Origin of the sequence: Collinsella sp. CLA-ER-H5 (assembly GCF_040092375.1) — a bacterium.
In the GTDB taxonomy this organism is placed as follows: domain Bacteria; phylum Actinomycetota; class Coriobacteriia; order Coriobacteriales; family Coriobacteriaceae; genus Collinsella.
Window position 1 is genome coordinate 34511 of the sequence record NZ_JBBNLR010000013.1, and the last position, 21497, is coordinate 56007.

Genomic DNA, 21497 nt, shown 5'->3' on the forward strand with positions numbered 1-21497 from the left:
ACTTGACTATGGCTACCCCCAAGATTTCCGTTGTCGTTCCCATCTATAACGTGGAGGAGTACCTGGCCTGGTGCCTGGACTCCCTGCTTGCGCAGGACATGCCCGATTGGGAAGGCGTGCTGGTCAACGACGGCTCGCCGGACGGTTCGCGCGATATTGCGGCTGCCTATTGCGAAAAGGACGCGCGCTTTACGCTGGTCGATAAGGAGAACGGCGGCCTGTCGAGCGCCCGCAATGCGGGTATCGCTGCGTCCACGTCGCCTATCGTTGCGTTCTTGGATTCCGACGACCGCTTTACGCCCGATGCATGCCGCGTGATCGTCGATGCCTTTGAGCGCGAGGACTGCGTTGTTTTGACCTTTGGTGCGAATCCGTATCCGCTGGAGGCGGGGTATCCGTGGCTTAACTATGTGCTGAGCCCGCGCGATGTGTCGTTTGAAGGCTATAGCTCTGACCTGCTGTTTAAGGAAGCGTCTCGCCCCTTTGCATGGCGCACCGCCTGCAAGCGTGAGTTTTTGCTGGGTAACGGGATCGTGTTCGACGAAACCGTCAAGTATGGCGAGGACCAGGTCTTCGATTTTGCCGTGTACGGTCGTTCGCGTAAGACCGCGCTTATCTCGAACAAGCTGTATGACTACCGTGTCGCGCGCAAGGGCTCGCTTATGGACACTATGCGCTATGACGACGAGACGCGCCTGCTGGAGCACGTGAAGATTTACTCCGCGGTGATGGCTGACTGGCAGCGCGACGGCCTCGATGTACAGCATGCCGAGGACCTGGCGTACTTCCTCTGCGATCTGGTGCTGTACGATGCGCTCAGGTTGCTGGGTTCGGACTGCGGCAAGGTGTTTGCCGCCGTTGCCACGGCGCTTGCCGGTTCTGCCGTGGGCAGCGATGCTGCGCTCGCACAATGCGCTCCTTCTGTTGCCGCTATGGTGCGTGCGGCGCTTACCAGCAAGGCCCCCAATGCCCGTGAGTGCAAAAAGCTCATGTTCGATTACGACGTCTTGAGGTTTGGGCGTCTGGGTGCCTGCAAGCGCATGGCAGCGAACGCCCTGGGAAAGCGAGAAGTGTAGATGAGTATCAAGCGTTTGGCACTTTGCCGCAGTCAGGGCCGTCTGTTTGTGCTGCTTCGTTTTGCCGGTCAGGATGTCGCCGCGCTTATTGAGCGGGAGGGTTCTCAAGCGTTTGCCCATGCGACGACGAGCGGTTCTTGTGTGCCGTCGCTGGTGCTCCCGGTCGACCATGGCCGTGTGCTGGCGCTTTGCCCTTCCGTTTCTGATTACGAGCGCGAGCTCGCCGTCTTGGTGCTTCCGTTTTTGGATGGCTCGTCGATGGATGTCGTTTTTGCATCCGGTGACCAAAGGTTGGGCTCCATTCGCCTTGATAGCCGCGTGGCCAAGCTGGAATCCAAGATTAACTACAAAGCTAAGCCTGCGCTGTGTGCGCTTATCCGCGATGCGCAGCGTGGCGAACACTGCGGCCTCTACGAGATCGATGCCATTCGCTATTTGCCGGCAGACGCCGGCGCGGTGTGGCGCTATGAGGTTACCTGGGCGGGAGACCCCCAGTGCGCACCTGAGCTCCTGATCTTCGATACGCATATGAACGCCATCGATGCCACCGTGCATGTGTTTGAGTCGCAGGTCGATGTGCCGCAGCAGGACGGATGCCGCGTCAATAAAACGTATCTGAGTGTTGAGATGCCTCAGGATATACGAGATTTTGTCGCGATTGTGAGCGATCCCACGGAGCAGATCCAGAGCGGGTTTTGCGCCATGGATGGCCGCCTGTACAACGGCATGGTCGACGACAGCTGGAATCGCATGAAGGACGCGCGTGCAGACGATGCAGCTTATCGACGTTGGTTTGAGCAGCATCGCGCAAAGCCGGCCGATTTGGCGTGCCAGCGTGTCGCTTCGGCGGCCTTTGCCTATAGACCGCTCGTGAGCATTGTGGTGCCGTGCTACAAGACTGATCGGGTCTACCTGCGCGAGCTGCTGGACTCGGTGCTAGTCCAGAGCTATGACAACTGGGAACTGCTCCTTATGGACGCCTCGCCCGAATGGGACGCGGTGGCCACCCTTGCGGCAGGCGCCCACGACGAGCGCATCCGTCGCATCGATCTTCCCTGCAACGGCGGCATTGTGGTCAACACCAACGCTGGTATTGAGCAAGCGACGGGCGACTACATCGCGTTCTTGGACCATGACGACATTCTGGAACCGGACGCATTATTCCACTATGTTGCCGCGCTGAACAAGGCTGCCGAGGGCGAACGTCCCCAGGTCCTGTTCTGCGATGAAGACATGTTCCAGAAAACGGGGGAGTGGGGCCAGCCGGTCTTTAAGACGCGGCTCAACTTCGACCTGCTCTATAGCCATAACTGCGTGACGCATTTCCTGATGGTGGAGAAGGCGCTCATTGATCGTGTTGGCATGTCGCCGGAAGACGTCGCGGGCGCCCAGGATTACGATTTGACGCTCCGCTGCTTGGCGGCGGGTGCGAGGTTTGAGCATGTTGCACATGTGCTGTATCACTGGCGCGTGCATCCCGGTTCAACTGCCGATGGCTCTGCCGATAGCAAGCCGTACGCCATTGAGGCCGGCCGCCTTGCGTTGCAGCGCCACTTTAACGCGCTGGGCATTTGCGGAACGGTCGAGGAGACCGAGACGCCGTTTGTCTACCGCATGCGCTATGCGCTGCCGGAGCCTGCGCCGCTGGTGAGTATTGTGATTCCCACCAAGGACCACGTTGAGACGCTCGACGCCTGTGTGATGTCGATCGCCCAGAAGGCAACGTATACCAACTACGAGATCGTCTTGGTGGAGAACAACAGTGTAGCCCCGGAGACGTTTGCGTATTATGAAACCCTGCCAGAGCGCGTGGCTGCAGCATCCGAAGGCAAGGGCATCGCGCGCGTTGTGTACTGGCCGGGCGAGTTCAATTACTCCAAGATCATTAACTTTGGCGTGGAGCACGCCAAGGGCGACTACCTGCTGCTGCTGAACAACGATACCGAGGTCATAAGCTCCGATTTTATCGAAGAGATGATGGGCTATCTGCAACGTCCCGATGCGGGCGTGGTGGGCGCCAAACTTTACTTTGCCGATCATCTGGTGCAGCACGCTGGTATTGTGGTTGGCGTGCGTGGCGCACTTGCCCATGCCAACCAGGACTTCTCGGCAAAGCGCGAGGGCTATCTTGCCCGCGCTGTGCGCCCCGGTAACTTCAGTGCCGTGACGGGTGCCTGCCAGATGGTGCGACGCGACGTTTTTGAGCAGGTCGGAGGCTATAACGAGGAATTCGCCGTCGGCTTTAACGACGCAGACTTTTGCCTGCGCGTATGGGAGGCAGGCTACCGTACCATCTTTACGCCCTATGCCGAGCTGTATCACTACGAGTTCACCTCGCGCGGCAGGGAAGAGGCCAACGAGGAAAAGATGTGTCGCTGGAAGCGCGAGCAAGCACTGTTCATGCAACGCTGGCCTGAGTTTTTCTTGACGGGCGATCCGTGGTTGGGGCCGAACTTATCCGCTGAGAGTGAGTACTTCTCGCTTTAGAAAATGGATTCTAGGAAGTCCTCAACTTACTTTCGATATGAGCTGAGAAGATAGCAACGTCTAGGTGATTTGCTGCAATACTTCACGATAGCTCGATACTTCCGCGATACGTTTATACAGACTTATACAACTCGATATAATTCGATATAGTCTACGATAAACTTATAAAGCTAAGATTGACCGATAATCGATTGTCTTGAGAGGCAAACAAGTGAGCGCCACAGCATTCCATAACCCGTTTCGTCCCACTGCCGGCGCTGAGCCTCCGCGCATAATTGGTCGTGATGATATTGCCCTTGAGTTTACCGAGAGTTTGAATGCGGGAATTGGTGCACCTGCGAGGCTCATGCGCATCGCAGGACCGAGGGGCTCCGGAAAAACTGTTTTGCTCTGTGATCTTAGGGATCGTGCTCGAGAGCTTGGATGGAAGACCGCTATTGTCTCTGCTGGCCCTAACCTATTGCTGGACTTGAGGGATCAGGTTGCTGATTCTTCCCTTGCGACTAATGCTTCGGTCGGCGTAAACGCCGGCTTTGTTTCCGCGAAAGTCGACGTTGCGCCCAAAGAGTCGAGCCTTAGAAAGTTGCTGAGTTCGGCAGCGAAGTCATCCAAGGGCCTTTTTATTGCCATCGATGAAGTTCAGGACGCCCCGATTGACGATATGCGTGCCATTGCGTCTACGGTTCAGCTTTTGATAGGGGAAAAAGTAGATATTGCACTTGCCTTTGCCGGCTTACCCGCCGGCGTTATGGATCTTATTAACGGCAAGGCGCTTACGTTCTTACGTCGCGCCCTCCCCGAAGACCTGGCGCCTATCAACCAGGTGGAGGTAGCGCTCTCTATGGGCGACAGCTTTGTCGCGACTGGTTTGACCATTGAGGACAATCTTCTGTCGAGAGCCGCTAAGGCCACTAAGGGCTATGCCTATCTGGTGCAACTGGTTGGTTACTCCATTTGGCAGCGCGCCAACTTGCATCGTGCCAAAAGTGCCATCGTGAGCGAGCGCGACGTCACCGAAGGCATTGCGCTGGCAGAGGCTCGTTTTCACGATGTTGTTCACGAGCCCGCGATTTCTGGACTGGGGCCTAACGATATCAAATACCTTTTGGCGATGTGCGAGGACAAACAACAGTCCAAATCAGCCGAGATCGCTAAGCGCATGGGTAAAAAGACCAATGAGATCAGTTCTATTAGGGCTAAATTGCTACAAAGAGAGGTTATTCAGGCGCCACAGAGAGGCTACGTGCAGTTTGCCGTGCCGGACCTAGATATCTATCTGCGAGAGAATGCCGAGGAGATTCTCGAACGCTTCTAGGTCGAGGTGTTATTAGGCTTTGATTTTACTTGGGGGCATTATGGTAAAAATACGAGATTCCCGTATCGAATTACTTCGCATTGTCCTCATGTGGACGGTAATGGCTCATCTTTTTGTTGTTCACAACGCTGATTCTGTTTCCGTATTTCCTGGTTCGTTTACTAGGTTTTTCTACAATATCTTTTTCTATCCAATTGGAAGAACTGCGGTTCGGCCGTTTTGCATTCCAATGCTGTCAAGCTTCTTTCTTAAATTGTGCGAACTGTTTTCTCCTGTCCGGTTCTAGTTCGCTGCTTGTTTGGGGGCCGCGGATACTATGGTGGGTCATTCGATTGTTCGGACGGGAGTTCGCGTGCATACCAGGGAAGTGGTTAAGTTCCTCGTGGCGATAGATGAGGGGATGGGGTGGATTCAGATTTACTCGAGCGTCGGCCTTGCCCTCCTTTGGGGTATCGTCGCGGCGGGTGTCATGTCCTCTATGTCGGCGTACTTCGCCACGGTGTTGCGGCTCAGGTGAAGTGCCCGGGCTATCTTGAACCCCGGGCGCCCGGCCGCCTCCGTCGACCGTATATCATTCACTGTGTCCAGGGGCACGGTCATTCCCCCATCCTTCCCGGGCGGCCTCTCCAAAGTGCCCGCCCGGGGAAACCGTATGGCGAGGGCCGCGCTCCCGGTTCCCGGGGTACGGCCCTCCTGCTCAAACTGCTCAGTTTCAGTGCTCACGGTGCTCGATTGCCGGCGATCACGCGGAGCTCTTTTTAGTGATCATTAACACCCGTCGACATGCTCGACCTGACGCCGGGGCTCATAGAGCCTGCGCGCGCCGAGATGGGCGATACCCCGCTGGCCTAGCCTTAAGGTAAAACGGAATAGGCGGACCGAACGTCCGACTGGGTCTGGGAAGCGGTGTCAGGCGGAGGGCGAAGCATGGCCTCCGAACCCTTCGAAACACATCTCCACCGTTCCTCCAACTGGGAAAACGCCGCCCCCGGGGCCCGCGGGGTCCGCGGGGGCGTTCGGATAACTGCCGGAACGGCCTATCGGTTCAATGCGATCGGCTAAGATCGGAAATCAACCGATGTTTAGCGTTTGTGTATGATTTTCAACCGGATAAATGTTATCGAAACTCTTTTCCTCTCTATTTTGGGGTATCAAAAGTAGAAAGGGAGGTGATTTTATGAATCATAATCAGGCTATTGAATTGGAGAGAATAGTTAGAACTGTATATGACTGCGACAGGGCCGGTATGGGTGGCTATATTGATGCTGATAATTTTTCCTCCAATCCTTTTGATGCGGCGTTGATTGCACTTGCTCCACTGTGGAAGAATGACTCAGATCGACAGGTTGAAAATTTCCTGTATAAATGGGATCACATTATTCGAGCAGAAGTCTCGCCATCGGATGATTCGGTTGAGTCCTACATTGTCGAGTTGGAGCGGATAGTACATGACTTGGGCGGCGCTTCTCTCTGCTAGTCTAAGATTGACTCAACTTGGTCTCAGCGTCTAAGTCAACTGTGCAAACAATGGGGTCGCTTCGAAAGCATCGCTTCTCGAAGCGACCCCATTGTTTGTCTCTACTTGTGTGCCCCGAAGGGGTTCGTTCTTTCCATATCTATCTGTCCCATCTGGCCGAACGCCCTGTTCCCGAATCATTACCCGTTATCTATACTGTTGGATTGATTTGGCTCTGTTAGACCATGATTGACATTCTTCCCCAATCATCTTTTTGAAATTGCAAGATAATCGCCCCCTTGCCGGGTTTGAATCCGGCAAGGGGGCGATGTGCTCAAGATCTGTCGGGTTAATGTGAGGGCTCCATCGCCCCAAGTCGATTTGCCGGCTATCTCGCCGTCTTCCCGTCGGGCGCCGGCGCCTTGACCCTCATCTCGAACGGCATCCCGCCCTCCCGGACGGGCGCCCTGAGGAACGCGTTGACGGCGGTGGACATGGACAGGCCGAGCTCGTCCAGGATGGCCGTGGCCTCCTTTTTGGCCTCCGGGTCGATCCGGATCGTCGTGGCCGATATGTTCGACGGCATGGCTGCACCTTTCCTCGTATATCGCGATGCGACCATTCTACCGTCTCTATGCGGCGGCTTCGGCCCAGTAGTCCATGTAGGGCGGCAGGACGTTGAACATATCACGGATGCGGCTCCTGCACACGCCGTTGGTGAGCTGTCGCGCAACCGTGCACTCGGCGGTGCCGGAATCGGTCGCCATGAAGGTCCGGCACCACCTGAACCAGGCGAGGTAGGCATCGAGGTGCTTCGTCGACACGCCTTTAAACGGCTCCATGAAGGCGCCGAGAAGCGAATGGACGGTGTTGACCCGGTTGATGGTCCCCTCGGAGCGGTCCTTGGGGTCGTAGGCCGCGTGCGCGGCGACCTCGAGCTCGGCGAGGACTCCGACGTAGGCGGCCGCCCTGTCGGTCGCGACGACCGAGCCGTGGCGGACGACCACGCTCTTCATGTTGTCGGTGAGCACGGTCGCGGGCACGCCCAGCGCCGAGAACGCGTGCAGCATCCCGATGAGGAGGTTCTCCTGGCGCGCGTTCGGGAAGAACTCGACGTGGGCGCTCCCGCAATGGTGGCAGACCATGGCGAAGCAGGCGATCCGCGCCCGCTCGCCGCCGGGGCGCTCGACCGCGACGAAGCCCCAGTCCATCTGGTATGCCTCCCCGGGCGCCGTCCTGAAGCGCTGCCCGCGGCCGCCCTGCGGGGCCGCCCGCCGCCTCCTCGCGGGCACGAGGTCCCGGTGCGCCGCGATGTAGGTCTTCACCGTGGTGAGGCCGCCGGCGTAGCCCTGGCCGAGCAGCCGCTCGAATATCACCTGCGAGTTGGTGACGCCCCTCCGCAGGAGGTCGTCCACCAGGCCGGTGTGCCCGGCGAGCACGCCCGGCGCGGCCCTCCTCCCGCTGTTCCCGTGGGGCAGGGCCCTGAACCCGTGGGCCCTGACCGTCCTCGCCCGGGAGCGGGTGAGCCCCGTCCTCCTGCAGAACTCCGCGAGGTTGCATGCCTGCGGGTCGAACCCGTCGCCCTCCTCCGCGGCCATCTCCCGGAGCGCCGCGTCTATAATCTCCTGTAGGTCATCGTGTCTCTCGTTCACCTCAATGGTCCTCCTAACGCCGGCGTGTTGGCACCACCAGCGTAGTGGCGGCGGGGAGGCGCGGTGGCCATTATTCGGTGACCGGGATTGGTCAAAATCGTTTGACTATTAGCGGCTAAAATCGCCCGGCGCTAACACAGGTAAGTGACCTTAGAAAGGTTGCAAACAATGGTAGCTTCCTCACCAGCGACCTTTGATGTGCGCCGGGTGCGTTAATCATGCTGTCTCATTCATTAGTCTTCTTTGGTTGGTCTAGATCTATTAATCATTCAGTTAAACGTAATAAGTCTTTTGGAAAACCAACTTAGTCGATTGTATAATTCAGTTTAGATGGAACGGAGGTAAGATGGGAAACCTCGAGAATATAGATGCTCTGCTGGTTAAGTTCGGTATCACTCAGGAGACCCTGGCGAGGATTGCCGGAGTCGCTTCCTCTTCGGTGAATGGCCGGAGAAACGGAGCGGTGCCAAGAAGGAACGCTATTGAGCGGATGTGCGAATCGTTGAAGATTCTGAGGGACGACATTATGTCTGACTAGTATGGCTTTGCCGCAAAGGAGTACGGGGGTTACGCCGTGCCCCCCGGCGCCATGCTTTCCTCTGAGTCCCGTTCCGTCTACGTGCCACTGTTCAGGCGCGTCCATGCGGGTGATGTCTGCGAACCCGATATCATCGATGACCGTATTCTCATACCCTGAGAGGTGTGCGGGCTCACCCACGCGGCACTTCCTGAAGGTCGAGGGCGGCTGCATGAGCCGGGTCTTCCCGAAGGGTGTCACATTTTCATTGATTCCGCTCAGCATCAGCTCAATGGTTCGGTGGCGGTGGTCTCTATTGACGGTGCGGACTACATGATGTGCCGTCTGTACAATACGGGGCGTACGGTCGTGCTGCCCCCGGATTCGTGGGACGATTGTTACGAGGATATCGTCATGACGAGGGAGGACGAGCACGCGGTGAAATATGTCGGCACCGTGGTCTGTTTTCAGCCAGCCGAGGAGATGAAGTAGGGAATATGCCGGGAAAGACCAAAGGAAAACAAAAGCGAGATTTTGGCATTGACTCAATTGAGATTGAGAAGTTTCGCAATTTCAAGCCGATGACCATAAACCTAGGTCGGTACATCACGGTGGTTTCGGGTCAGAATGGGACGGGGAAGTCAACGCTGCTCGGAATGCTTGGACAGCCATTTGGATTGGTCGATAAGAAGGACGTCTTCGGGCGCAGCATGCGTGCGAAGTTTACGGACATGTTTAAACTGTCGCCAGAGCATGACGCGCCGGGGGAGCATATCTATTACGTGAACCTTCGCGACCAAGATTTATATCAGAGCGGTGCGCACGTACAGGTCAAGTCGTACAAGAGAGATGGCTACAAGCTGCCGATTCGCCTCGTTACCGGTGCGAGGCGCGGAAAAGGAGACGGCAATATCGATTATCCCGTCATCTACTTGGGCTTGCGTAGAACTTATCCGGTGGGTGAGATACCGAACGCGGCCTCGACGGCACCGTTGCTCACCGTAAAAGAGGTGAAACAGCTCAACAAGTGGTATAACGCGGTCTTCCTTTCGTGGCGCCAAGACGATTTGGAGCCAGTCAAGTTGACGGCATCAACGGCCAAGAAGGCGACGATACTTGTCAACACCCAAAGCTATGATTATCTGGCAAACTCGGCTGGTCAGGACAATCTAGGCCAGATCTTGGCCGCGCTTCTTTCGTTCGGTAGGGTGAAGGATGAGCTTGGAGACGCGTACCGCGGCGGCCTGCTCCTTATTGACGAGCTCGATGCGACTCTGTTCCCCGCATCTCAGGAGGCTCTGTTCAGTTTGCTGCTTTCGGCTGCGATTGACCTTGAGATCCAAGTGGTGTTCACGACGCACTCATTCCAACTAATCGAGCAGGCTATTGCCAAACGTGGGAAATTGAATGACGTTCAAGTCGCCTACTTTAGGAGAAGGGACGATGGAATTGAGCTCGTCGATAGCCCTGATATGATTGATGTTCTTGCCGATTTGACCGTTAAGATGCCCGATAGGCCCAAGAAGACCAAGGTCGAAGTTCTGTGTGAGGACGATGAAGCTAAATGGTTTCTCAAAATGATCCTTCCACGAGCGGTCTATTCGAAATGCAACGTGATATCCGCTGGGCTTGGGTGTGGTGAACTTGGTGAGCTGTCCATTCGCGAAATTCCGTCTTTGTCCAATAGCCTGTTCGTTGTTGACGGAGATGCAGTAAAAAACGCTTGCGCTAAGGTAAAGAATAGCTCGCGCTTATGCATTCTGCCAACTGGAGTAAAGAATCCAGAAACGGCAATCTACGACACTTTGGCCGAGTTGCCGGATAATGGCGAGTTTTGGACTTCGATGGAATTGGGCTTCCATTACAGCAGGCAGATGTTCATCCGATCGTATGAAGAGTCCCATGGGGCGTACTTCCCGGATGACAAGGCAAAAAGAAGGGCCGATAAAAGTTGGTTCAAATCGGAAAAGTCGAGGGGCGGGCTAGGCGAGAACGGCAAAGAGGCGTTCAGGCAATGGAAGTCCATGAATCAAGAGGAATGCGATAGATTTGTATCTGCCTTCTCTGATAAAGTCGACCGGACAATTAGAAGGGTCGAGGCTATGGTCAAGATGGGCAAGAGCCTGTAGCATCTTGCAGTTGACGACGAGGAGGTGCGCCCATGCCCATTACGTACACGCCTATCAGATACCCCGGTGGTAAGTCGAAGATATATCCGCTGATAGACTCTATCATTGAGGAGAACGGCCTCGAGCGCTGCACCTACGCTGAGGCCTACTGCGGTGGAGCGGGCCTGGCCATAAAGCTGTTGTTGCTCGGGCGTGTCTCCAGGGTTGTGCTCAACGACATCGATCCGGCGGTGTACAGCATGTGGGACGCGGTGGTAAACCGCCCGGACGAGCTTTGCTCCTTCGTAGAGGACGTTGAACTTACCATCGATGAGTGGAAATCGCAGCGCGAGGTGTACGCGTCCAGCAATGCCCCGTCGCTGGAGTTGGGGAAGGCGGCGTTTTACCTGAATCGCACCAACAGGTCTGGCATCCTGCGCGGTGGCCCAATCGGCGGTATGTCGCAATCTGGCAAGTACGGGCTCGATGCGCGCTTCAACCGCGATGTGTTGTGCCGTAAAATCAGGTCCATCGCCGCGAGATCCGATGCGATTGAGCTGTATAACATGGACGCCTGCGGCTTCATCGATTCTGTGCTCTCCGGTATTGACGGGCTGTTCGCCAACTTCGACCCGCCGTACGTGGTCAAGGGGCCGGGGCTCTACGAGAACTCGTATACCGAGGACGACCATAGGGAGGTCGCGAAGAAGATAACCGAATGTGAGTTCCCATGGATCGTCACGTACGACGACGCGCCGCTGATATCGGAGCTGTACAGTGGCTTCGATCGATATCGCATCAGGATCGGATATAGCGCGGCGAGCGCTAAGATGGGGACCGAGGTGCTGATAGCTGGAAGGGGAATAGTGGTTCCGGATGGCATCGAGAAGTACTGATGCAGGTAAAAAAGGTCCTGCACATACGGGCGGCAACCCTGCGCGATACCGTGTGAAACGTCAGCAGGATAGCCAGAGCGCATGGTGGTCGTACACCGTGGTGGTACGGTGGCTTAAAAGTAGAAAGTTGGTCGCCGACGTCATGGCCGGTGTCAGGTGAGGCGCGTTAGCGACAGGCGTGCCGAGACGTACCGGGCCAAGGGACAAGTTAGCAAGACGGCGCCTGTTCATGGAGAAGGAACGTCTGCGCGACTGCGTCGCGGCGCACATCACGTTCGCGGAATTCGTGGACGAGGTCTATTGGCCCCAGATGGTGGGTCCGTGCGCGAACACGAAACGGGGCTACGAGTGCGACCTAGGACTACGCATCCTGATCGCGCTGGATAACATGGAGATCGAGCAGATATACAAGCTGAATATAGATGGCATGGTCTTTGCTTGCCCTGCGCAAGACGCTGTTCTCGCGTGTTGGGCTACGCCGGCGAGATGGGCGTGCTACCAGTTAACCCTGCCTCGTTCCGCTGCACCTACTCTGGGGGGGTGACGGGGCCGAGCTGGAGCGCGGTGTCGTTTGCGCCGTTATCGCCGAGCGCAATCGCCTGGGGGCACCTATCGAGCCGCTGCCCGGTTCCTGCATCAAGCGCATTTGCGGCTCGGCTCTGTGAGGGCCTGTGCAAGGACGAGGTGCCGGCCCTTGCGCCTTGAGGACATTGACCTCGGGCGGCGAGAGCTCACGATGAGAGTTCCCCTCGTGCCTCGTGAGTTTTCCGTACGACCTTCCGGACGGCTTCTGCCCGGACATGCTTGCCTCACTCCATCACGGGCCGGGCGATTCGCCCCTCTCGGAATGCCTACCTGGATTCGCGTCTCATGACTCAGCGCGACGCGTCGCGCTGAGTCATGAGACTGCTGCGATAGCGATGAGAATTAAGGGGTCGAACAACAATTTAATTAGAATGTTTCAAATAGAGGATCGATTTTTATTAAATAGATTCTAGTACCGTAATTGCTTGTTAGTATGCCTATCGCAATGGTCAAGCCCATTTTTTATTGTATTTGCATTAAAAATCACCAAGATGGAAGCGCTATGTCCATAATCCAAATGATTACTGTTACGTCGTTATTCTCGATACCGATAATCTCTGTGTGTTTGCGAAGGCTGCGGCACTTATATTTTGTTAAATCTGTCGCTGGGCCACTGTTAACGTAACTCGTATGATGGAGATGATTCCGGCGGGGGAGGTTGGATTCCCTCTGATGCATCTGCCGGCGCTCTTCTTGTTGGCTGGGTTAAACATCAACTATCGGATTGAGTATGGAGGGCGTGATTCTCAAGATCGATAAAGTATGCTCCGAGTTCGGATTTCGCAAGGTGGTTGGGTAGTGGTCGAATCAAAGGGCCAGGGCGCATAGATTAGATTCGTCTTGCAGATATCGCAACCACGGGAACTGGCTTGGCTTAAACCCTAATGATGTCAACAGCGTTATGCTTTCTTTGCCTACCCGTTAGCACATTGTTTAAAGGAAGATGAAAAATGACATGTGGTTGGATTGTAGAGGCTTTTCATTGTGTAGAGTTTTCGACTCCATTTGTTATTGATAAAGACATCAGTTACTACCCTGATTTGTCAAATAAATACAGAATGCTCTTGAAGCGAGCTTCTGATGCCGGTGCAGATAAGGAAAGTCTCGCTATCATCGAGAATTATTCTAAAAAAGTTCTGGATAGCATTCGAAGATATTACAGAGCTGATATATCTGGATCAAATGCCGTAATTAAGAATTTGATTGCAGGATTGGATGATTGCCCTTTAGCTTCTTCAAGACTTTATAATTCTCCTGTGTTTCCGGGGAAACTTGGTCGTGAGCTTCAGTTGTTCCGAAGCAGAACGGGAAATGCCTCATTGATGTATAGCGCAAAGGAAATGCTTCCGCTTCCGCGTTCGCTTAGATCAAAATCAGGTAACTATAGATTCAGTATCCCAGGTAATCCCTGCTATTATTTATCAAACTCTTCTTATGGCTGTTGGATTGAAACGGGATTTCCTCCTGAAGCGGATTTTAATGTTTCACCTGTATTGCTGGACGGAAAACAAAAAATCCTAAATCTCGCTGTCTCTTCACGTAATTTTTCTCTTTTGAATAATTTCGGAAACGACGAAGTGCACTGCTGGCTTAAGTTGATTATTCTAATGTTTGCGACTTCATATCGCGTTAAAGAGCCTGGAAGGTCATTTAACTCCGAGTATATTGTTTCGCAGTCACTCATGTTGGGTGCCAAGAAGCTTGGTTTTGATGGAGTCGCCTATTATTCAAAGCGGGTTAGAAACGATGCTTTTAGCTTATGCGCAATAAACCTAGCGTTGTTTATGAACTATCGAAAGCAAGATAACTATCCCGATCTGGTTGATCACATTAAACTTGATGATTCGTTTAATTTCTCTGTTTTCAAACAATTGTTGCCCTGTGCGAGAGCTGGTCAATATGAATTACGATCGGTTAAGAACCCGTACATCGTGAATATCTCCACGAATAACGAAGATAGACAGTTTTCCTTTCGTGATACAGAGTTCTATGAGTTCGACTGCTTCTTGTTTGACTCCTGGACTAAAAAGAGGGGCGGACGCGATAAAGATAGCCTTTCGTGGGGGCATGCCAATGTATAGACTCTGCCATTGGCGAATCTCGTTGTTACCCTTTTCCTGGTTGATCTGGTTTGTCGTAATGGATGGCGTTTGTCCCTGCATGTTATGAAAGTTGGCAATTTCTGTCTCTCAATGTTGGTCTCTTATCAAATCTGTTATTAAGCAGATGCGTTGTCTGCGTCAATGTGCATTCGCTAAAATGCACTTTTGATTAACTTTGGCTTGTTACGAGAATTTGGAATAGCTATGGGTCAGTTTAAAAGGGCGTTCGTCTTTATCATTGCGATGGTGGTGTCGTTGGTTGTTGTCGCGACACCGTCTTTTGCTGACGAATCTTCAAGAGTTCTTGTTGAAAATTCTTGGCGCTTTCAAGATGGTCAGTCAATTACTTCTGAAGAAGACTCCGAAGATGCTGGAATTTCAGCGTATTCGCTCAGCAGGCTACCTGATGGTGTTACTGCTCAGGGTATCGATGTGAGCGAGCACCAGGGCAATATCAATTGGGATGCCGTTAAGGCGAGCGGTGTTGATTTTGCGATTCTTCGAGTTGGCTTTGGTGCTCCGTCTTTCGGGGGAAGAACTGATTATCAGTTCCAGCGTAATATCTCTGAGTGTGAGCGCTTGGGGATTCCGTACGGTATCTATCTTTACTCGTATGCGTGGGATGATGGACAGGCGGCAGATGAAGCGGCATTCGTTATTAGCAACATTGCGGGCCACAGCCCACAACTGCCTATCTACTACGATCTTGAGGATAATTCGATTATTGCTGACGGTCGCCAAGGAGGTATCGCCTCAAGGGCTTCAGTTTTTTGCAATCGGATTATAAATGCTGGCTATAAGGTTGGCATTTATGCCAACTTAAATTGGTTTAACAATATCCTGACCGACCCCGTGTTTAATTCGCCGTCATGGGACCATTGGATCGCACAATATAATTATCAGTGTGATTACGCGGGCAAGTACAGTTTTTGGCAGTATGCGAGTGATGGTAGCGTTGATGGAATCAGCGGTTCCGTCGATATGAACTATGCCTACATCACAATCGAATCGAATGAGGATAAATGGGCTCGCGCCGACGAGCTCGCCGCCGCCCATTCCTCCGACCTTCCCGACGGGACCTACACCGTCGCCAGCCTCGTCTCGGGCTCGACCGTCTTCGATGCCGGGATGGGGGGCAGGTCGAACGGCTGCCCGCTCCAGGCGTACGGGCCCAACGGGACCGACGCCCAGGCCTGGCAGGTCACCCACGACGGGGACTACGTCGTGCTGAGGTGCGCCCGCTCCGGCCTGGCCGTGGACTGCCCCTCGTCGTCGACGGCCAACGGCACGCCCCTGCAGCTCTACTCGTACAACGGGACTCGGGCCCAGAAGTGGATCGCCGTCAAGGGCGCGGACGGCTCCTACTCGTTGCTGTCCGCCAACGACCCCTCGGTCTGCATCGACCTGCCCGGCTCGAGGACGAACGACGGCAACCGGCTCCAACTCTATGCCGGCAACGGTACCGCCGCGCAGTCCTGGTCCTTCTCCGCATACCGCTCGCCCCAGTCTCGCGCCGACGAGCTCGCCGCCGCCCATTCCTCCGACCTTCCCGACGGGACCTACACCGTCGCCAGCCTCGTCTCGGGCTCGACCGTCTTCGATGCCGGGATGGGGGGCAGGTCGAACGGCTGCCCGCTCCAGGCGTACGGGCCCAACGGGACCGACGCCCAGGCCTGGCAGGTCACCCACGACGGGGACTACGTCGTGCTGAGGTGCGCCCGCTCCGGCCTGGCCGTGGACTGCCCCTCGTCGTCGACGGCCAACGGCACGCCCCTGCAGCTCTACTCGTACAACGGGACTCGGGCCCAGAAGTGGATCGCCGTCAAGGGCGCGGACGGCTCCTACTCGTTGCTGTCCGCCAACGACCCCTCGGTCTGCATCGACCTGCCCGGCTCGAGGACGAACGACGGCAACCGGCTCCAACTCTATGCCGGCAACGGTACCGCCGCGCAGTCCTGGAGTTTCAAATCGAAGCATTAGCTCTTGTCTAGTTGTTTTTAGATCTCTTTTAGACCCCTCAAGTCATCGTCTATTTGGTTGTAAAATAGGGCATTCTTCTAATAACTGAGGATGCCCTCATTTTGTAAATCTGTATTTCAAGGAGCTGGAATTGAATCGCACCCTTAACGATTGGTTGGTCGAGCTCGAAGGTAGTCTTGAAGACTGGGAGATTTCCGCCCTTAACGACAGGTCGTATCTCGACGACTGTTTTGCATGCAATTTGTCATTCGGCACGGGCGGTATTCGCGGTTTGATGGGCGTTGGCCCTAACAGGATGAATGCGGTTACCATTGGAAGGGCGACGCAGGGGGTTGCATCTTATCTAAATCATGCTTCAAAGTCGAATCGCTCATCTGTAGCGATTGCCTATGACACGAGAATCCATAGCCATGATTTTGCGGTTAAAACCGCATGCGTCTTGGCAGGTAATAACATTGAGTGCCATTTGTTTAAGACATATCAACCAACTCCTCTGCTGAGCTATGCTGTGAGAAAGTTGGGGTGCGATGCAGGCATCTGTATTACCGCATCGCATAATCCTATGGAATACAATGGTTATAAGGTTTATGGCCACACCGGAGATCAGGCAACCGATTCTCTTGCTAAAAGTATCCAGTCTCAAATTGAGCTTGTTGACCCGTTTGATGATGTGCATGAGATTTCATTCGATGCTGCTTTGAAGTCCGGAATCGTTCGCTGGATCCCAAATTCGCTAATTGAATCATACTGGGGCGATGTCTTAGATGAGATTGCGCTCCGTGACTGCTCTAATCTTAGCGTCGCCTATTCGCCTCTCGGCGGAGCGGGCCTCCGTCATGCAATTAAAATGTTTGATTATCTTGGCATCGATTACCATCTTGTTGAATCGCAGCTTATAGATGACGGTACCTTCCCTGGAATTCCGAAGCCTAATCCAGAAAATGCTTCTGCTATGGAGGAAGGCATCGCGCTTGCCCAAGATTGTGGTGCAGATCTGTTTCTTGCGACGGACCCGGATGCCGATCGCCTCGGCGTCGCTGCAAGAGAAGCTGGATCTGTGAAGTTGCTTTCCGGCAATGAGCTTGGATTACTTCTGTTAGATTATTTGGCGGCTAATAATAGCCTAAATAATCCTTTAGCCGTTACATCTATTGTCTCTGATCCTCTCGCAGATTCAATTGCGCTGAACTATGGAATTGAACTCCGTAGAACTCTCACTGGTTTTAAATATGTCGGTGAGCAAATCGACTCTCTCGAGGCGAAGGGCAAAGCCAATCGGTTTATGTTTGGCTTTGAAGAGAGCTGTGGATACCTTAAGGGCTCTTATGTTCGAGATAAAGATGGCATTAATGCGGTTGCACTGACCTGCGAAATGGCTTCTTTTTATAAGCGTAAGGGCATGACCTTGTTTGATGCTCTCGAAGATCTATATGCTCGCTTTGGATACTCTCTTAACAAGCAGATTAATTGGACGCTGGAAGGAACCAAAGGTAATAACATAATTAACTATGTGGTTAATAGTTTTAGGAATTCTGCCCTCACCAGCATAGGTGGTTTTAAGGTGGAGCACATTAATGACTATAGCCATGGTATTTCTGGTCCATCTATTCGCAATGGGCACAGATGTTTGAGCGATGAAACACTCCCGCCATCTAATGTAATTGAATTATGTCTAGAGGGAGAAGCAAAGGTGATACTTCGTCCTTCTGGAACTGAGCCGAAGCTCAAAGTATATGTCTTTGCAAGGGGAGATTCGGAAAAAGATTGCCGTAATTCATTGGATGAGCTCGTAAGTAACGTATCTGCACTTGTTGACGATAGGATTAAACAAGTGAGTGAAAAGAATATTCATGTAATTCTGCTTTCTGGCGGATCGGGGACTCGTCTTTGGCCCCTATCGAACTCTGCAAGGTCGAAACAGTTTTTAAAGGTTCTGAGAGATCAGAATGGCAACCATATCTCCATGGTTCAACGCGTCTATTCGCAGATTTGCAAAGTCGATGCCACGATCGATATTACTATTGCTACAAGCTCGGTGCAGGCTGATAGTCTATCGATGCAAATTCCGAGCCAGTATTCGCTGGTTACTGAGCCTGAAAGACGAGATACCGCACCTGCCATCATGCTTGCTTGCGCAAATTTGTTGTTAGAACAAGGGGCTTCCGATGATGACCCTGTTGTCGTAATGCCAATTGACACTTTTGCCGACCAAGCTTATTACGACAAAATTCCTCAGTTAGCCAAGGCGATTATCGCCTCCAATAAAGATCTTATTTTGCTTGGAGTGGAACCAACCTATCCTTCTGAGAAATACGGTTATATCCTTCCGGCAGAATCAGAGAAAGATGGCGTGAAGGACGTTCTGTCCTTTAGGGAAAAGCCTGACGAGAAAACGGCAAAGGAATATATATCCGCAAATGCTCTCTGGAACTGTGGCGTATTTGGTTTTAAGCTCAGGTTTCTTCATGAAACAATTGAAAAATATTATGTTCCTTCTAATTATGAAGACATGCTGTCCCACTATGGACTCTTTCCGAAAACCAGTTTTGACTATGAGATTGTCGAAAAAGCCAAGAGGATTGGCGTAATTTCTTATTCCGGTACTTGGAAAGACTTGGGAACATGGAATACGCTCACGGATGAAATGGACGCTGCTGTTTCGGGGGAAGCATCCGTCGATTGGAATACGTGTAACAATGTTCATGTTATCAATGAGACAAGCCTGCCGATGGTTATTGCTGGACTTAGTGATTCTGTTGTAGTTGCTACCCAGGATGGCATTCTTGTTTCAGGTAAGGAGGAGAGTGCCCATATAAAGGAGCTTGTCTCGTCGGCTGCCCGTGACTGTCCAATGGTTGAATCGTCATCGTGGGGGCGTTATAGCGTTTTGGATTCCCATCAATCGGCCGGTCAATCAAAGGGCGAAATTAAAAGAATCCAGGTAAAACAATCGGAATCAATTGACTGCGCTTCTCTGACTAACGTCTATTCGTGTTTAGTCGTGGCTGACGGAACTGGATATTTAGAGACGGACAATCGAGAGATTGAACTGCATCCTGGCGTTTCCTTTGTTTACGACCACGATGCTAGTTATAAGATCAATGCAATTTCCGATTTGGATTTAGTTTGCGTTGAGATTAAACAGACCGTTTAAATTAGTAAAGGGCATCGATTGATGAACTCAAAAGTTCTAGTAATAATTCCTGCATACAATGAGTCGACTAATATTGTTAAGACCGTCCAATCGGTTTCCGATTGCGGTTACGACTACGTTGTTATCAATGACGGGTCAACCGATAATACCTTTGATGTTTGTTTGGAGCATCATATAAATGTTATCGATCTACCACAGAATTTAGGTATTGGTGGTGCGGTGCAGGCTGGCCATAAATACGCTCTTAAATACGGGTATGATATTGACGTTCAAGTTGATGGTGACGGCCAGCATGACCCGGCATATATCCATGACCTAATTGAAGAAATGGAAATGTCCAATAGTGATCTTGTTATAGGCTCTCGCTTCAAGGTTAAAACCGACGGCTTCCAATCGACTCTTATGAGGAGAATTGGAATAATGTGGTTTACTTTCTTTTTAAAGCTGCTTACAGGGAAAACTGTCACAGATCCAACATCAGGTTTTCGTGCTTCCGGCAAGAAGGCCATCAAGTTATTCTCTCAGCACTATCCCATTGACTATCCTGAGCCAGAGTCTATTGCGTACGCGTTGTCAAACGGGTTATCGGTAGGCGAGGTCTCTGTGATAATGAAAGAGAGACAAGGTGGTGTTTCATCCATCGGTGGCTTCTCGAGCGTTTACTACATGATAAAAGTTACCCTATCGGTGGCTATTTCTTGGTTTTCATCTCATTCAAAGTAGGATTTCTTATGACGACAAGATTGCTAGCAATTATCACCGTTCTCGTACTTGCTTTCTACGTGCTCATGTTGATTCGTAAAGAGAAGCTTGAGTTGAAGTATGCGTTGCTATGGTTTGTCCTTTCTATTATTTTGATTCTGTTTGCTTGCTTTCCTTCTGTGCTAACGTTTCTTTCTTTCAGCCTTGGCTTCGAGCTCACTTCTAATTTTCTATTCTTTATTGCTATCTTTTTTCTTCTTTTACAGGTTCTCTCTTTGAGCTCTACAGTTAGCAAACAACAACAGGCGATCAAGAACCTATCTCAAGCTCTTGCCTTGCTTAAGCATCAGCTTGATAACGGAAATGGTGGATGTAATGATGACGAGCTATAAGATTCCTCTGTATTTGGATAATTTGGTCTTTAGTTTACAGAAGACCGGCGGAGGATCCATTTATTGGGAAAGCATCGTCAAGGCTGCGCTTCTAGATACATCGTTCGATGTCACCATCTTTGAACGTAAAGACTCTCGACAAAATGAAGTTAGAAATAAAATGTCGCTTGAGGGCGCGAAGCGTATTATTCAAAGCGAATCGCCTCTTCGCATTGATGAGTTTAAAAAACTAGATATTCCCGAAGATGGCTTGTTGCACTCATCGTATTTTCGTGTTCCAAAATCGTCAAACATTAAAAACGTTTGTACGGTTCATGATTTTATTTGCATGAATCAGTATCAAGGTCTTCTTAAAGCCGTTTCCTTTTATCAGATAAAGAAGGCGGCGTTAAAAGCTAGCGGAATTATTTGCATCTCGGAGAGCACACGTCGAGATTTGCTCAACTATATACCCGAAGCGAATTCGAAGCAGATCGAGATCATTCATCAGGGCTATGATGATTCTTCCTATAACTATGACCCTAATCTGAAAAGAGATAATGCCGTTTGTTTTATCGGCAATCGTAAGTCTGCATATAAGAATTTCGAGTTAGCCGTTAAGGCAGTCGCAAGGGTTCCGCAAATAGAGTTACGAATTATTGGTGCTTCGCTAAATGATGACGAGCGCAATTTGCTTGATGAGATGATACCGGGTAGATTTACAAACTACGTTTATCCTTCAGCCTCTGAGGTTTCAAATATCTTTAATCGTTCAATCGCACTTCTTTATTTGTCGGAGTATGAGGGATTTGGAATTCCAGTTCTTGAGTCCATGGCTTCCGGGCTGCCTGTAATTGGGCTGAATATCAGCTCAATTCCTGAAGTTGCGGGCGATGCAGCCTTACTGCTTAAGGAATCAAATGTTGATGACGTCGTTGACTCGATAAACTCGCTCTTAAGTGAATCATGTCTGTTCGAGCAGAAAGTTAGTCAAGGATTGAAGCGGGTCTTAGATTTCTCTTGGAGTAAAACCGCCGCAAAGACTCTTGATTATTACAAATATATCTATGGTTCGAATTATTAATAGTGGGAATTA

16 protein-coding genes are annotated in these 21497 nt (G+C 52.0%); 13 read left to right on the forward strand and 3 right to left on the reverse strand.

Going from position 1 to position 21497, the window contains the following annotated elements:
- The first annotated feature begins 8 nt into the window (after positions 1-8).
- From AAAX31_RS06220 to AAAX31_RS06230, 3 genes are all read left to right on the forward strand, one after another.
- On the forward strand, positions 9-1076 hold the full coding sequence (locus tag AAAX31_RS06220; RefSeq protein WP_349076564.1) for a glycosyltransferase: 1068 nt from the start codon (positions 9-11) through the stop codon (positions 1074-1076).
- Entirely contained in the window at positions 1077-3563 is a 2487-nt protein-coding gene (locus AAAX31_RS06225; protein WP_349076566.1) for a glycosyltransferase family 2 protein, read from the forward strand.
- 211 nt (positions 3564-3774) lie between these two features.
- Entirely contained in the window at positions 3775-4878 is a 1104-nt protein-coding gene (locus AAAX31_RS06230; RefSeq protein ID WP_349076568.1) for an ATP-binding protein, read from the forward strand.
- Positions 4879-5295: 417 nt separating this feature from the next.
- On the opposite strand, the gene AAAX31_RS06235 is transcribed toward AAAX31_RS06230, so the two are convergent.
- The gene (locus tag AAAX31_RS06235) at positions 5296-5478 is read right to left on the reverse strand and encodes a hypothetical protein (protein ID WP_349076570.1); all 183 of its coding nucleotides are present in this window, start codon (positions 5476-5478) and stop codon (positions 5296-5298) included.
- A 577-nt stretch (positions 5479-6055) separates the two neighbouring features.
- Between AAAX31_RS06235 and AAAX31_RS06240 the strand changes: the two genes are divergently transcribed.
- On the forward strand, positions 6056-6355 hold the full coding sequence (locus AAAX31_RS06240) for a hypothetical protein (protein ID WP_349076571.1): 300 nt from the start codon (positions 6056-6058) through the stop codon (positions 6353-6355).
- Positions 6356-6722: 367 nt separating this feature from the next.
- On the opposite strand, the gene AAAX31_RS06245 is transcribed toward AAAX31_RS06240, so the two are convergent.
- Together AAAX31_RS06245 and AAAX31_RS06250 are read right to left on the reverse strand one after the other, a co-directional pair.
- Positions 6723-6920: a type II toxin-antitoxin system RelB/DinJ family antitoxin gene (locus AAAX31_RS06245; protein WP_349076572.1), complete on the reverse strand. Its 198-nt coding sequence runs from the start codon at positions 6918-6920 to the stop codon at positions 6723-6725.
- A 46-nt stretch (positions 6921-6966) separates the two neighbouring features.
- Entirely contained in the window at positions 6967-7986 is a 1020-nt protein-coding gene (locus tag AAAX31_RS06250; protein WP_349076573.1) for a hypothetical protein, read from the reverse strand.
- 700 nt (positions 7987-8686) lie between these two features.
- On the opposite strand from AAAX31_RS06250, the gene AAAX31_RS06255 reads away from it, so the two are divergent.
- The 9 genes from AAAX31_RS06255 (at position 8687) to AAAX31_RS06295 (ending at position 21485) form a co-directional block, all read left to right on the forward strand.
- Positions 8687-8995, forward strand: a complete 309-nt coding sequence (locus tag AAAX31_RS06255; RefSeq protein ID WP_349076575.1) for a S24 family peptidase — start codon at positions 8687-8689, stop codon at positions 8993-8995.
- Positions 8996-9000: 5 nt separating this feature from the next.
- Positions 9001-10632: an AAA family ATPase gene (locus tag AAAX31_RS06260; RefSeq protein ID WP_349076576.1), complete on the forward strand. Its 1632-nt coding sequence runs from the start codon at positions 9001-9003 to the stop codon at positions 10630-10632.
- A gap of 32 nt (positions 10633-10664) precedes the next feature.
- Complete coding sequence (locus AAAX31_RS06265) at positions 10665-11507, forward strand: DNA adenine methylase (RefSeq protein ID WP_349076578.1); 843 nt, start codon at positions 10665-10667, stop codon at positions 11505-11507.
- A gap of 1535 nt (positions 11508-13042) precedes the next feature.
- Complete coding sequence (locus tag AAAX31_RS06270; protein WP_349076580.1) at positions 13043-14173, forward strand: RES family NAD+ phosphorylase; 1131 nt, start codon at positions 13043-13045, stop codon at positions 14171-14173.
- Between the two features lie 453 nt (positions 14174-14626).
- Entirely contained in the window at positions 14627-16174 is a 1548-nt protein-coding gene (locus AAAX31_RS06275) for an RICIN domain-containing protein (RefSeq protein ID WP_349076581.1), read from the forward strand.
- A 130-nt stretch (positions 16175-16304) separates the two neighbouring features.
- Positions 16305-19328: a sugar phosphate nucleotidyltransferase gene (locus AAAX31_RS06280; protein ID WP_349076583.1), complete on the forward strand. Its 3024-nt coding sequence runs from the start codon at positions 16305-16307 to the stop codon at positions 19326-19328.
- 21 nt (positions 19329-19349) lie between these two features.
- Positions 19350-20051, forward strand: coding sequence for a glycosyltransferase family 2 protein (locus tag AAAX31_RS06285; RefSeq protein WP_118289474.1), 702 nt, complete (start codon positions 19350-19352; stop codon positions 20049-20051).
- 8 nt (positions 20052-20059) lie between these two features.
- Entirely contained in the window at positions 20060-20422 is a 363-nt protein-coding gene (locus AAAX31_RS06290; protein WP_118328667.1) for a DUF2304 domain-containing protein, read from the forward strand.
- On the forward strand, positions 20406-21485 hold the full coding sequence (locus tag AAAX31_RS06295; protein ID WP_349076585.1) for a glycosyltransferase family 1 protein: 1080 nt from the start codon (positions 20406-20408) through the stop codon (positions 21483-21485). The genes AAAX31_RS06290 and AAAX31_RS06295 overlap by 17 nt, the downstream gene beginning before the upstream one ends.
- Positions 21486-21497 lie beyond the last annotated feature (12 nt).